At 68.6% G+C, this 14,061-nt stretch carries 11 protein-coding genes and 1 tRNA gene; 10 read left to right on the forward strand and 2 right to left on the reverse strand.

All coding sequences use genetic code 11. The features are described from left to right. Nucleotides 1-143 precede the first annotated feature (143 nt). The 8 genes from ACFYR3_RS01380 (at nt 144) to ACFYR3_RS01415 (ending at nt 10,673) form a co-directional block, all read left to right on the forward strand. Complete coding sequence (locus ACFYR3_RS01380; protein ID WP_389280964.1) at nt 144-2,423, forward strand: FdhF/YdeP family oxidoreductase; 2,280 nt, start codon at nt 144-146, stop codon at nt 2,421-2,423. A gap of 61 nt (nt 2,424-2,484) precedes the next feature. Further along, nucleotides 2,485-2,946, forward strand: coding sequence for a PaaI family thioesterase (locus tag ACFYR3_RS01385; RefSeq protein ID WP_355855574.1), 462 nt, complete (start codon nt 2,485-2,487; stop codon nt 2,944-2,946). A 691-nt stretch (nt 2,947-3,637) separates the two neighbouring features. Then, entirely contained in the window at nt 3,638-4,300 is a 663-nt protein-coding gene (locus tag ACFYR3_RS01390; RefSeq protein WP_389280966.1) for a hypothetical protein, read from the forward strand. A 411-nt stretch (nt 4,301-4,711) separates the two neighbouring features. Further along, a complete protein-coding gene (locus ACFYR3_RS01395; protein WP_355855620.1) occupies nt 4,712-5,917 on the forward strand; it encodes a branched-chain amino acid ABC transporter substrate-binding protein in 1,206 nt (401 codons plus the stop codon). A 196-nt stretch (nt 5,918-6,113) separates the two neighbouring features. Then, nucleotides 6,114-7,046, forward strand: coding sequence for a branched-chain amino acid ABC transporter permease (locus tag ACFYR3_RS01400; RefSeq protein WP_355855580.1), 933 nt, complete (start codon nt 6,114-6,116; stop codon nt 7,044-7,046). 5 nt (nt 7,047-7,051) lie between these two features. After that, a complete protein-coding gene (locus ACFYR3_RS01405) occupies nt 7,052-8,824 on the forward strand; it encodes a branched-chain amino acid ABC transporter permease (RefSeq protein WP_355855623.1) in 1,773 nt (590 codons plus the stop codon). Between the two features lie 5 nt (nt 8,825-8,829). Beyond that, nucleotides 8,830-9,960 carry an ABC transporter ATP-binding protein gene (locus ACFYR3_RS01410; RefSeq protein ID WP_355855582.1) on the forward strand — a complete coding sequence of 377 codons (1,131 nt, stop codon included), beginning with the start codon at nt 8,830-8,832 and terminating at the stop codon, nt 9,958-9,960. After that, nucleotides 9,957-10,673 (forward strand): ABC transporter ATP-binding protein, encoded by a 717-nt coding sequence (locus ACFYR3_RS01415; protein ID WP_355855585.1) that lies wholly within the window; start codon nt 9,957-9,959, stop codon nt 10,671-10,673. Before ACFYR3_RS01410 ends, ACFYR3_RS01415 begins: the two co-directional genes overlap by 4 nt. A 132-nt stretch (nt 10,674-10,805) precedes the next feature. Here the strand turns inward: ACFYR3_RS01415 and ACFYR3_RS01420 are convergent, their stop codons facing one another. Beyond that, complete coding sequence (locus tag ACFYR3_RS01420) at nt 10,806-11,462, reverse strand: response regulator (RefSeq protein ID WP_355855588.1); 657 nt, start codon at nt 11,460-11,462, stop codon at nt 10,806-10,808. A 101-nt stretch (nt 11,463-11,563) separates the two neighbouring features. Between ACFYR3_RS01420 and ACFYR3_RS01425 the strand changes: the two genes are divergently transcribed. Both ACFYR3_RS01425 and ACFYR3_RS01430 read left to right on the forward strand, forming a co-directional pair. Then, a tRNA-Leu gene (locus ACFYR3_RS01425) sits at nt 11,564-11,646 on the forward strand. 87 nt (nt 11,647-11,733) lie between these two features. Then, on the forward strand, nt 11,734-12,522 hold the full coding sequence (locus ACFYR3_RS01430; protein ID WP_389280969.1) for a helix-turn-helix domain-containing protein: 789 nt from the start codon (nt 11,734-11,736) through the stop codon (nt 12,520-12,522). A 25-nt stretch (nt 12,523-12,547) separates the two neighbouring features. Here ACFYR3_RS01430 and pyk read toward each other — a convergent pair whose 3' ends face one another. Then, nucleotides 12,548-13,984, reverse strand: coding sequence for a pyruvate kinase (pyk, locus tag ACFYR3_RS01435; protein ID WP_389280971.1), 1,437 nt, complete (start codon nt 13,982-13,984; stop codon nt 12,548-12,550). Nucleotides 13,985-14,061 lie beyond the last annotated feature (77 nt).

A 14,061-nucleotide genomic window follows, 5' to 3' on the forward strand; every position in this document is an offset into this window, starting at 1 on the left:
ACATCGAGAGCCGTCCCGGCCCGGCACGCTCCTCCCCCGGCCGGATTCCCACAACCCACGACCGTCGCTGTCAGCCGCGCGTGCGAGGATCCGACCGGTACGAAGACACGCACACCGACGTGCGCACGTGAAGGGGTTCAGCGATGGCCAGCAAGCCGCCCAAAAGCGATCCGGTCCAGGACACGCCGCAGGTAGCCGAACCCAAGCGCGCGGCGGCCGGGCTCCCCGCCATCGGACACACCCTGCGCATCGCCCAGCGACAGATGGGTGTGCGCCGCACCGCGCTCACCCTCCTGCGCGTCAACCAGAAGGACGGCTTCGACTGTCCGGGCTGCGCCTGGCCCGAACCGGAGCACCGGCACGCCGCGGAGTTCTGCGAGAACGGCGCGAAGGCCGTCGCCGAGGAGGCCACCCTGCGCCGGGTGACCCCGGACTTCTTCGCCGCGCACCCCGTCTCAGACCTCGCCGGCCGCAGCGGCTACTGGCTCGGCCAGCAGGGACGCCTCACCCACCCCATGTATCTCCCCGAAGGCGCCGACCACTACGAGCCCGTCTCCTGGGAGCGCGCCTTCGACATCGTCGCCGAGGAACTCGCCGCGCTCGGTTCCCCCGACGAGGCCCTCTTCTACACCTCGGGCCGCACCAGCAACGAGGCCGCGTTCCTCTACCAGCTGTTCGCCCGCGAACTCGGCACGAACAACCTGCCGGACTGCTCGAACATGTGCCACGAGTCGTCGGGCTCCGCGCTCAACGAGACCATCGGCATCGGCAAGGGCAGCGTCCTCCTCGACGACCTCTACCAGGCGGACCTCATCATCGTCGCCGGGCAGAACCCCGGCACAAATCACCCCCGCATGCTCTCGGCCCTGGAGAAGGCCAAGACCAACGGCGCGAAGATCATCACCGTCAACCCGCTGCCCGAAGCGGGCATGGAACGCTTCAAGAACCCGCAGACCCCCCAGGGCATGTTCAAGGGCGCCGCGCTCACCGACCTCTTCCTGCAGATCCGCCTCGGCGGCGACCAGGCCCTCTTCCGCCTGCTGAACAAGCTGATCCTCGCCACCGAGGGCGCCGTCGACGAAACGTTCATCGCCGAACACACCCACGGATTCGAGGAGTTCGCCCGGGCCGCCCGCACCGCCGACTGGGACGAGACACTCACCGCGACCGGCCTCACCCGCGACGAGATCGACGAAGCCCTGAGCATGGTCCTCGCCTCCGAGCGCACCATCGTGTGCTGGGCGATGGGCCTCACCCAGCACAAGCACTCCGTCCCCACGATCCGCGAAGTCGTCAACTTCCTGCTGCTGCGCGGCAACATCGGCCGCACCGGCGCGGGCGTCTGCCCGGTCCGAGGTCACTCGAACGTCCAGGGCGACCGCACCATGGGCATCTTCGAGCGCCCCGCCCCCGCCTTCCTCGACGCCCTGGAGAAGGAGTTCGGCTTCAAGCCGCCCCGCGCACACGGCTACGACGTCGTACGGGCCATCCGCGCACTGCGCGACGGCGACGCGAAGGTCTTCTTCGCCATGGGCGGCAACTTCGTCTCCGCCTCCCCCGACACCGAGGTCACCGAGGCGGCCATGCGGCGCGCCCGGCTGACCGTGCACGTCTCCACCAAGCTGAACCGCTCGCACGTCGTCACCGGCGCGCGGGCCCTCATCCTGCCCACCCTCGGACGCACCGAGCGCGACCTCCAGGGCGGCGGCGAACAGTTCGTGACCGTCGAGGACTCCATGGGCATGGTGCACGCCTCACGGGGCCGCCTGGATCCCGCGAGCCCCCACCTGCTGTCCGAGCCCGCCATCGTGGCCCGCCTCGCCCGCAAGGCCCTCGGCGAGCGGAGCAGCACACCCTGGGAGGAGTTCGAGAAGGACTACGCGAGCATCCGCGACCGCATCGCCCGCGTGATCCCCGGCTTCCAGGACTTCAACGCGCGCGTGGCCGACCCGGCCGGCTTCACCCTCCCGCACGCCCCGCGCGACGAACGCCGCTTCCCCACGGCCACCGGCAAGGCCAACTTCACCGCCGCGCCCGTCGAGTACCCCGAGCTCCCCGCCGGCCGCCTGCTCCTGCAGACCCTGCGCTCCCACGACCAGTACAACACCACCATCTACGGACTCGACGACCGATACCGGGGCATAAAGAACGGCCGCCGGGTCGTCCTCGTCAACCCCGAGGACGCCCGCGCACTGAACGTCGCGGACGGCTCGTACGTCGACCTGGTCGGCGAATGGAAGGACGGCGTGGAACGGCGCGCGCCCGGCTTCCGCGTCGTGCACTACCCCACCGCCCGGGGCTGCGCGGCCGCCTACTACCCGGAGACCAACGTCCTGGTCCCCCTCGACGCGACCGCCGACACCAGCAACACCCCTGCCAGCAAGTCCGTGGTCGTCCGTCTGGAACAATCGACAGCCGACTGAGCGTTCGCTCAGCGAGGCGAAACCACGACGAAGTGGTCCACGACGAACGGAGCCGGGCCCGATGGGCGAACAGCACACCCCGAAGTTCCCGCAAGGGGTCATCGACGAGTACGCCGCACTCGGCGTCGACCTGCCCGCCCTCTTCTCCGCGGGCCACCTCGGCAACCGCATGGGCGTCCAGATCGTCGAAGCCTCCGCGGACCGCGTCGTGGGCACCATGCCCGTCGAGGGCAACACCCAGCCCTACGGCCTGCTGCACGGAGGAGCCTCCGCCGTCCTCGCCGAGACCATCGGCTCCGTCGGCGCCATGCTCCACGGCGGCATCACCAAGATCGCCGTCGGCGTCGACCTGAACTGCACCCACCACCGCGGCGTCCGCGCCGGCCTCGTCACCGGCGTGGCCACACCCGTCCACCGCGGACGCACCTCGGCGACGTACGAGATCGCCATCACCGACGAGGACGGCAAGCGCGTCTGCAGCGCCCGGCTCACCTGCATCCTCAAGGACGCACCCCAGAGCTGACGCCCGGCCGGGACCCGGCCGCACCCCTACGGGGCGCTCCGGGGCCCTGAAGGGGCTTCCCAGGGGCTCTCAAGGGCCCTCCGAGGCAGGGAACCGTCTCCCCCGCCGGGCAGGAACACACGGGGGCGCGCCGGGGAGCGGACGCCTCCCGGGCGCGCGGCCCCCGGACGCCCGGCCCGGCCTCGGATCATCCAGCCCGAGAGAAGCCCACCCTCGGGACACCCGGCCCCCTGGAGGCCTGGCCTCGACGCGCCCCCCTTCGGGAGGCCCGACCCCGGAACGCCACACCTCGGAACACCGACCTCGCAACGCCCCACCCCGGAACCCCCGACCCCGGAACGCCGACGACGCGCCCCCCGCCGGAAGCCGACCCCGGGAGGCCACACCTCGGAACACCGACCTCGCAGCACCCCACCCCGGAACCCCCGACCCCGGAACGCCGACGACGCGCCCCCCGCCGGAAGCCGACCCCGGGAGACCGCACCTCGGAATGCCGACCTCGCAGCACCCCACCTCGGAACCCCCGACCCCGGGGCGCTCCGCCTCGGGACGCTCCACCCCCGGAGGCCTCCACCCCCAGACGCCCCCACCTCGCGGCGCCTCCACCTCGCGGCGCTCGGCTTGGGGCCGTCCAACTCCCCGTCCCGCACCGCCCCTTGGCGGAGCCGTGCTCTCCGGTCCAGCATGAGACATGACCGGCATCGGGCCCGTCGAGCCCTACCGCCCCGCTGAAGCCGACTCCCCCCACCAGGACGCACCCACCGAACTGCTGAGGTCCGGCCCTCCGCGGTTCGGCACCCGCTGGGCCGCGCTCCCGCTCCCGTACCGACGGCTCGTCCAGGCCCTGGTCGTCATCGCGACCGCAACCGGCGCCCTCTTCGCCCTGCGCCCCGCAACGCACACCCGGGCCGCCCCGAACCCCTACCCGTGGCCCGCCGGTGTCACCACCCTCCACTACAAGGGCCGTGGCACCACACCCACTTCGTTCCGCTTCGAGGTCGTCGTCGCCCGCGGCACCCCCGTCACCGTCCACCAAGTAGGCGCCGGACTGCCCGAGTTGAGTGCCACGACCGCGCCCCGGCTGCCACTGACAGTGAAGGCCGGAAATCCCCGCCTCATCACCGTGCGCATCTCCGTATACGACTGCGCCTCGCTGCCGCCCGCCCTCGTCCTGCCCCACCTCGACCTGCTCATCAGCAACGAGACAGCACAGCAGCAGCAAAGCTTTCTCTTCGGCGGCACCTACCCGCACGACCTGTGGACCGGCCTGCGCGCCCTCTGTTTCCCCAACCGGCCCTACCCCACACCCACTTCACCCAGCCAGGACACCCGCGACCACCTCACACGGCAGTAACAGTCGGTTACCTCTGCTGTAACGAAGCAATCGCCGCGCCGCGAGGCACACCGCACCGCGCCCCCCGCAGCACCCCGACCCGCCACCGCACGTCCAGCTTCCGCTCCCCGCCACGAACCCGGATCAGCGCGTTCTCACCATGCGAACACACAACCGCCTCCCACCAGCACACCGAAATGCTCCGAACGTCCGCCCCATGCCCGCGAGGCACCCCCCGCATAACAAGAGCGTCACAGCCTTCCCCACGCTCCTCCACACTCCCCCTACCTGCGCTTATAGTCACGGCCAGTCACCGCGCCGCCGGGCGCGTCACTGCACGGCCCTGCTTCAACCAGTACGGCCCGGCGAGACACACGGCCCCCACCCTGGGGTGCCGCGCCAGGGAGAGGATTCAACGTGCGACAGCGTTCTATGGTCATACTCACCGCCGTGCTCACTACGGGAGCACTCACGCTGACCGCCTGCGGCTCGCGCGACAACAGCGGCGACAGCAAGGGCGACAAGAAGACCGAGATCATCATCGGCGTGGACGCGCCGCTGACCGGTCAGAACTCCGCCACCGGCCTCGGCATCCAGGGCGGCGTCCAGATCGCCGTCGACGACGCCAACAAGAACAACACCGTGCCCGGCGTGACGTTCAAGGTCCAGGCGCTCGACGACAAGGCCATCCCGGCCTCCGGTCAGCAGAACGCCACCCAGCTCGTCCAGAACGACAAGGTTCTCGGCGTGGTCGGCCCGCTGAACTCCGGCGTCGCCACCCAGATGCAGCAGGTCTTCGACACCGCCAACCTGGTCGAGATCTCCCCGTCCAACACGGCCCCCGAGCTCACCCAGGGCAAGAACTGGCAGACCGCCAAGTCCCGCCCGTTCAAGACGTACTTCCGCACCGCCACCACCGACGCCCTCCAGGGCGGCTTCGCGGCCGACTACGCGTACAACACCCTGAAGAAGCGCAAGGTGTTCGTGGTCGACGACAAGCAGACCTACGGCGCCGGCCTGGCCAAGCTCTTCAAGGCCGGCTTCACCAAGTCCGGCGGCAAGGTCGCGGGCGAGGACCACGTCAACACGGGCGACACGGACTTCTCGGCCCTCGTCACCAAGATCAAGAACGCCAAGGCCGACATCGTCTACTACGGCGGCCAGTACGACGAGTCCGAGAAGCTCACGAAGCAGCTCAAGGACGGCGGCGTCAAGGTCCCGCTGTTCGGCGGTGACGGCATGTTCACCCCGACCTACATCGAGACCGCCGGCAAGACCTCCGAGGGCGACCTCGTCACCTCGGTCGGCCAGCCCGTCGACTCCCTGTCCTCCGCCGCCGACTTCATCAAGAAGTACAAGGCCTCCGGCCTCAAGGGCGACTACGGCACGTACGGTGGCTACTCCTACGACGCCGCCACGGCCATCATCAAGGCCATCGGCGCTGTCGTGAAGGACGGCAAGATCCCGGACGGCGCCCGCGCCAAGATCGTCGCCGAGGTCCAGAAGACCAAGTTCGACGGCATCGCCGGCCCCGTCTCCTTCGACGAGTTCGGTGACACCACCAACAAGCAGCTCACCGTCTACCAGGTCGTCGACGGCAAGTGGAAGGCCGTCAAGAGCGGTACGTTCAACGGCTGATCCACGCCACCCGGGCCACTCCGGCGGATCGGTCCGACTCCAGGCCACGGCGCCCGAAAGGGCACCGTGAGCCCGGTCCGATCCACCGGACAGGCCCTCAGCACAACCCAGGGCCGCGCGGCCACGACCACACGTCACCGCGCGGCCCGCCCCATACGCCCTGCTCAAATTCTCCCCACCACATGGAGGCCATGCGGTGAACACCCTGCCGCAGCAGCTGGCCAACGGGCTGTTCCTCGGCTCGATGTACGGGCTGATCGCCATCGGCTACACGATGGTGTACGGCATCGTCCAGCTCATCAACTTCGCCCACGGCGAGATCTTCATGACCGGCGGCTTCGGCGCACTCTCGGTCTACCTCTACGTTCTGCCAAATGGCACATCCATGTGGATAGCCCTCCCAGCGATGCTGATAGGCGGCGGAATCGTCTCCGTCCTCATCGCCGTCGGGGCCGAACGCTTCGCCTACCGACCACTGCGCGGAGCACCACGCCTCGCCCCCCTCATCACCGCCATCGGTCTGTCCCTGGCCCTCCAGCAGATCGTCTTCAACACGTACCCGAACGCCAAGACCGACCTGAAGTTCCCCCAACTTCCGTTCGGCCCCTTGCACATCGGCTCCGTCAGCATCCAGAGCGGCTCCGTCTTCGTCATCGTCGCCGCCCCGCTGTGCATGGCCGCCCTCGCGCTGTTCGTCAGCCTCTCCCGCACCGGCCGCGCCATGCAGGCCACCGCGCAGGACCCTGACACCGCGCAGCTCATGGGCATCGACACCAACCGCATCATCGTCATCGCCTTCGCCATCGGCGGCTTCTTCGCCGCCGTCGCAGCCGTCGCCTACGGCCTGCGCTACGGCACGGTGAAGTACGACATGGGCTTCCAGATGGGCCTCAAGGCCTTCACCGCCGCCGTCCTCGGCGGCATCGGCAACATCTACGGCGCCATGGTCGGCGGCCTCGTCCTCGGCCTCGCCGAGACCATGGCCACCAGCTACATCGACGGCATCCCGGGCATGCAGCAGCTCGGCGGCGGCGGCTGGTCCTCCGTCTGGGCCTTCGTACTCCTCATCCTCGTACTGCTGTTCAGGCCACAAGGCCTCGTCGGCGAACGCGTCGCGGACAGGGCGTGAGCACCATGGCAACCACCGAGACCACCACGCCCGAGCGCGGCCTGATCGCACTGCCCGAGAGCGCCGCCCGCGTCCTCATCGCCATCGGCGCCGTCGCCACCATCGCCAGCACCTTCATGTCCTGGACCTACACGTCCGACTTCCCCGGGGACCTCACCTACTACGGCTCCCCGGCCGGACTCCAGGTCCTCGACATCGTCGCCGGCGCCCTCACCCTCCTGTTCGCCCTGACCCTCTGGAACGTCCGCGGCCTCGGCTGGCTCAACCCGGCGGGCGCCATCCAGCCCGTCGTCCTCGCCGCCGCCTCCGCGTTCGCCGTCAGCTGGTTCAGCGCCATCGCCATCGCCGTCGACCTCAAGGGCCTCGTCGCACTCGACCCCGGCGCCTACGTCGCCGCCGTCGGCTCCCTGATCGCCCTCCTCGGCACCCTGGCACTCCCCAAGCCCGGTGACACCTTCAAGGACTACGTCACCAAGCCCGAACTCATCCCCCCGGCCGCGAAACTGCCCGGCTGGGGCGAGCGCCTCGTCATCACCGCCGCCACCGCCGTCGCACTGATCGTCTTCAACTACGGCATCGGCGTCGACCCCGACGCAAGCGAAACGTTCCTGGGCTACCTGCTCCTCGTCGTCTTCGGCACCTGGGCCCTGCACAGCGCCGGACTCTTCGACCGGTTCGCCCAGCTGAACGCCCGCCACAAGGGATTCGCCACCACCATGGCCTTCCTGGCCGCGGCGATCTTCCCCTTCGTCGCGAACAACGAGCACAACTCCAACCTCGGTGTGAACATCCTCGTCGTCGGCACCGTCGCCCTCGGCCTGAACATCGTCGTCGGCCTCACCGGACTCCTCGACCTCGGATACGTCGCCTTCCTCGGCGTCGGCGCCTACGCCGCCGCCCTCGTCTCCGGCTCCGAGTTCTCCCGCTTCTCCGGCGTCCAGTTCCCCTTCTGGGCCGCCATGCTCACCGGCATGGCCGCATCGCTCGTCTTCGGCGTCCTCATCGGCGCCCCCACCCTGCGACTGCGCGGCGACTACCTCGCCATCGTGACCCTGGGCTTCGGAGAGATCTTCCGCATCGCCGTCAACAACATGGACGGCACCTCCGGACCCAACCTCACCAACGGCCCCAACGGCATCTCCATGATCCCGGACCTCAACATCCTCGGGTTCAACTTCGGTGCCGAGCACAGCATCCTCGGCTTCGCCCTCGGCCGCTTCGCGAACTACTTCCTGCTGATGCTGCTCATCACCGGACTCGTCGTCGTCGTGTTCAACCGCGCCGCCGACTCCCGGATCGGCCGCTCCTGGATCGCCATCCGCGAGGACGAGACCGCCGCCACCGCCATGGGCATCAACGGCTTCCGCGTCAAGCTCATCGCCTTCGCCCTCGGCGCCTCCCTCGCCGGCCTCGCCGGCACGGTCAGCGCCCACGTCGGCTACAGCGTCAACCCGGCCCCGTACCAGTTCGCCGGCTCCGTCCCCCCGAACTCCGCCTTCCTCCTCGCGGCGGTCGTTCTCGGCGGCATGGGCACCGTCAACGGACCCATCCTCGGCGCCACCCTGCTCTACCTGCTCCCCGAGAAGCTCAGCTTCCTCAAGGAGTACCAGCTCCTCGCCTTCGGCATCGCGCTCGTCGTCCTCATGCGCTTCCGCCCCGAAGGCATCATCGCCAACCGTCGCCGCCAGCTCGAATTCCACGAGAGCGACGAAACCGTCCACATCCCCGAACAAGGCCTGCCCGACTCCACCGTCGGCGTCACCAAGGCAGGGGCGTAACCAACATGACCACCACCACAGCCCCCAGCCCCGTCCTCGAAGCCACCGGCGTCACCATGCGCTTCGGCGGCCTCACCGCCGTACGCAACGTCGACCTCACCGTCAACAGCGGCGAGATCGTCGGCCTCATCGGCCCCAACGGCGCGGGCAAGACCACCTTCTTCAACTGCCTCACCGGTCTGTACGTCCCCACCGAGGGCAAGGTCGCCTACAAGGGAAAGGTGCTGCCCCCGAAGCCGCACCTCGTCACCAGCGCAGGCATCGCCCGCACCTTCCAGAACATCCGGCTCTTCGCCAACATGACCGTCCTGGAAAACGTGCTCGTCGGACGCCACACCCGCACCAAGGAAGGCCTCTGGTCCGCCCTCCTCCGCGGCCCCGGCTTCCGCAAGGCCGAAGCGACCTCACGCGAACGCGCCATGGAACTGCTGGAGTTCATCGGCCTCGACCACAAGGCCGACCACCTCTCCCGCAACCTCCCCTACGGCGAACAGCGCAAGCTCGAGATCGCCCGCGCCATGGCCAGCGAGCCCGGCCTGCTCCTCCTCGACGAGCCCACCGCCGGCATGAACCCCCAGGAGACCCGCGCGACCGAAGACCTCGTCTTCGCCATCCGCGACCGCGGCATCGCCGTCCTCGTCATCGAGCACGACATGCGCTTCATCTTCAACCTGTCCGACCGCGTGGCCTGCCTCGTCCAGGGCGAAAAGCTCGTCGAGGGAACCTCCGAGGTCGTCCAGGGCGACGAGCGCGTCATCGCCGCCTACCTCGGCACGCCCTTCGAGGGCGCCCCCGGCGAGGAGGAACTCGCCGAGGTCGAAGCCGCGGAAGCGGCAGGAGCCACCGGAGCGGCGGCAGCCGCCGAGCCCGAGGACGCGGCACCCACCGAGGCCGACGAAGCCGTCGAGGCCCCGGCAGCGACCGACACCGAGGACGCGGCGGAAGCCACCGAGGCCGAGGAAGCCGCAGAGACCGCAGCGGCCGCCGAGCCTGAGGAAGCCTCAGAGGCCGCCGAAGCCCCCGTCGCCGACGAAGCCGAGGAAGCCGCCGAGGCCGAAGGAACGTCCGACGCCCCCGCCGCGTCCGACGACTCCGACGCGACGAGCAGCACCAGCAAGGAAGGAAACGCCCAGTGACCGCACTGCTCGAGGTCGAAGACCTCAAGGTCGCCTACGGCAAGATCGAAGCCGTCAAGGGCATCTCCTTCACCGTCGAAGCCGGCCAGATCGTCACCCTCATCGGCACCAACGGCGCCGGCAAGACGACGACCCTGCGCACCCTCTCCGGGCTCCTCAAGCCCAGCGGAGGCCGCATCCTCTTCGACGGCCAGCCCCTCGCCAACGTCCCCGCCCACAAGATCGTCGCCCTCGGACTCGCACACTCCCCCGAGGGACGCCACATCTTCCCCCGCCTCAGCATCGCGGAGAACCTCCAGCTCGGAGCGTTCCTCCGCAGCGACAAGGCGGGCATCGAGAGGGACATCCAGCGCGCCTACGACCTCTTCCCCATCCTGGGAGAGCGCCGTAAGCAGGCCGCCGGCACCCTCTCGGGCGGCGAACAGCAGATGCTCGCCATGGGACGCGCCCTGATGTCCCAGCCCAAACTGCTCATGCTCGACGAACCCTCCATGGGCCTCTCGCCGATCATGATGCAGAAGATCCTCGCGACCATCGCCGAACTCAAGGCGGCCGGCACGACGATCCTCCTCGTCGAGCAGAACGCCCAGGCGGCGCTCTCCCTCGCCGACCAGGCCCACGTCATGGAGGTCGGCAACATCGTCCTCTCCGGCACCGGCCAGGACCTGCTCCACGACGAGTCCGTCCGCAAGGCGTACCTCGGCGAGGACTGATCCCGCGACAACCTCCGGTCGCACGAAAAGGCCCGCACCTCCGTCAGGGGTGCGGGCCTCTTCCGTCCGCTCTCATCCGCGGACACGACGCGGATGAGAGCTCCTCAACACTCTCTTCGACAGGGCGCGGGACTAGCCCTTCGACGCCTTCTTCTCCTCGGCGTCCTCGATGACCGCCTCGGCGACCTGCTGCATCGACATACGACGGTCCATCGACGTCTTCTGGATCCACCGGAACGCCGCCGGCTCCGTCAGGCCGTACTCCGTCTGCAGAACCGACTTCGCGCGGTCCACCAGCTTCCGCGTCTCCAGACGCAGCGTGAGATCCGCGATCTCCTGCTCCAGCGCCTTCAGCTCCGCGAAGCGGGACACGGCCATCTCGATCGCCGGCACCACGTCACTCTTGCTGAACGGCTTCACCAGGTACGCCATCGCGCCCGCGTCACGGGCCCGCTCGACGAGGTCGCGCTGCGAGAACGCGGTGAGCATCAGGACCGGGGCGATGGACTCCTCGGCGATCTTCTCGGCCGCGGAGATGCCGTCGAGCTTCGGCATCTTCACGTCGAGGATCACGAGGTCCGGCTTGTGCTCCCGGGCCAGCTCGACGGCCCGCTCACCGTCACCCGCCTCACCTACGACGGTGTAGCCCTCTTCCTCGAGCATCTCTTTGAGGTCGAGACGGATCAGCGCCTCGTCCTCGGCGATGACGACACGGGTCGTCAGCGGAGGCACGTGCGACTTGTCGTCGTCGGGCGCGTCTACGGGCTGGGGCGACTCGGGGGCGGTCACGGGGGCTCCTCATTGCGGGCCGGGCAGGTAGTGCTGCTTAAGAAGACTACCTAGCGGCGGCGGACCGCGATGACCCGGTATGCTTCCGCAGAGCCACTCACGCCGGGTTGGTGGAAGGGTATACACGGAGGTCTCAAACACCTCTGCCTGAGAGGGCTTGCGGGTTCGAATCCCGCACCCGGCACAGTTCGCCGCAAAGCGGAGGTCCACGTTCCCGTGAACCTCCGCTTTTTGCTGCACACGGTAGCGATCAGTGACGCACGGTGTTTACGTGAACACTCATGGAACTGAAGTGCGACAGCAGGCCCTCACCCTGCTCCGCGACGGCGCTCGGAATGCGGACGTGGCGCGACGCTTCGGCGTTCCGCTAGGCACGATTGGCTACTGGAAGCACCTGGATCGCGCGAAGCGGGGCGAATGCCCCGGAAAGCATGACCCGAAGTGCCCCCGCTGCCACGGTCGAGAGCTGGACGCTCCCGCCTACAGCTACTTGCTGGGGCTGTATCTGGGCGACGGCCACATCAGTCAATACTCCGAGCACCGCGTACCCAACCTCATGATCAGCTGTTGCGCCTCATGGCCCGGTCTGATGGACGACTGCGAGCAAGTCATGCGCGCCGTCTTCCCCGACAACTCCGTCTGCCGCGTTCGCAAGACAGGCTGCCGCAACGTGAAGGTCTACTCGAAGCACCTGCCCTGCCTGTTCCCTCAGCACGGCCCCGGCAGGAAGCACGAGCGCCCGATCGTCCTCGAACCTTGGCAGCAGGAAATCGTTGACGCCCACCCCTGGGAGTTCGTCCGGAGGCTGATCCACTCCGACGGTTGTCGCATCACCAACTGGACGACCCGGCTCGTCGGCGGTGAGCGCAAGCGCTACGAGTACCCCCGGTACTTCTTCACCAATGTCTCGGACGACATCCGGCAGCTCTTCACGGACACCCTGGACAAGCTCGGCATCGACTGGACCCACTGCACCCGCCACGGGAACCCGTACAACATCTCGGTCGCCAAGAAGGCTTCAGTAGCCCTCCTCGACACCCACGTCGGCCCCAAGTACTGACCGGCGGCGGAGAAGGCCCCGCCGGCTACTTCGGGCTGTCGTCCTCGCCGACGTGGTGGACGCGGACCAGGTTGGTGGAGCCGGTGACTCCGGGCGGGGAGCCCGCCGTGATCACGACGATGTCGCCCTTGGCGCAGCGGCCGTATTTGAGGAGGAGTTCGTCGACCTGGTCGACCATGGCGTCGGTGGAGTCGACGTGGGGGCCGAGGAAGGTCTCGACGCCCCAGGTGAGGTTGAGTTGGGAGCGGGTGGCGGGGGTGGGGGTGAAGGCGAGGAGGGGGATCGGGGAGCGGTAGCGGGAGAGCCGGCGGACGGTGTCGCCGGACTGGGTGAAGGCGACGAGGAACTTCGCTCCGAGGAAGTCGCCCATTTCGGCTGCGGCGCGGGCGACGGCGCCGCCCTGGGTGCGGGGTTTGTTGCGTTCGGTGAGGGGCGGGAGGCCCTTGCCGAGGATGTCCTCCTCGGCCGCTTCGACGATGCGGCTCATCGTCCTGACGGTCTCGATGGGGTATTTGCCGACGCTGGTCTCGCCGGAGAGCATGACGGCGTCGGTGCCGTCGATGACGGCGTTGGCGACGTCGGAGGCTTCGGCGCGGGTGGGGCGGGAGTTCTCGATCATCGAGTCGAGCATCTGGGTGGCGACGATGACCGGCTTGGCGTTGCGTTTGGCGAGTTTGATGGCGCGCTTCTGGACGATCGGGACCTGCTCCAGGGGCATTTCGACGCCGAGGTCGCCGCGGGCGACCATGATGCCGTCGAAGGCGGCGACGATGTCGTCGATGTTGTCGACGGCCTGGGGTTTTTCGACCTTGGCGATGACGGGGAGGCGGCGGCCTTCTTCGTCCATGATGCGGTGGACTTCCTGGATGTCCTTGCCGCTTCTGACGAAGGAGAGGGCGATGACGTCGAAGCCGGTTCGGAGGGCCCAGCGGAGGTCGTCCTCGTCCTTGTCGGAGAGGGCGGGGACGGAGACGGCGACGCCGGGGAGGTTGAGGCCTTTGTGGTCGGAGACCATGCCGCCTTCGATGACGGCGGTGTGGACGCGGGGGCCGTCGACGGCGGTGACTTCGAGGCAGACTTTTCCGTCGTCGACGAGGATGCGTTCACCGGGAGTGACGTCGGCTGCCAGTCCGTCGTAGGTGGTTCCGCAGTGGTCGCGGTCTCCTTCGGCGCCTTCTTCGACGGTGATGGTGAAGGTGTCTCCGCGTTCAAGGAGTACGGGGCCTTCGGTGAAGCGGCCGAGTCGGATCTTCGGGCCTTGAAGGTCGCCGAGGATTCCGACGCTGCGGCCGGTCTCGTCGGAGGCCTTTCGCACGTGTCGGTAGCGCTCCTCGTGGTCGGCGTGGGTGCCGTGGCTGAGGTTGAAGCGGGCTACGTCCATTCCGGCTTCGACCAGGGCTTTGATCTGGTCGTACGAGTCGGTGGCGGGGCCCAGGGTGCAGACGATTTTTGCTCGGCGCATGATTCGAGCCTAGGCCTTACCGGTCGGTAGAGAATTCGTCGCGCATGACTACTCAACAACCTTTGCGTGAAGGGTTA

Origin of the sequence: Streptomyces sp. NPDC005784 (assembly GCF_042871525.1) — a bacterium.
GTDB lineage: Bacteria > Actinomycetota > Actinomycetes > Streptomycetales > Streptomycetaceae > Streptomyces.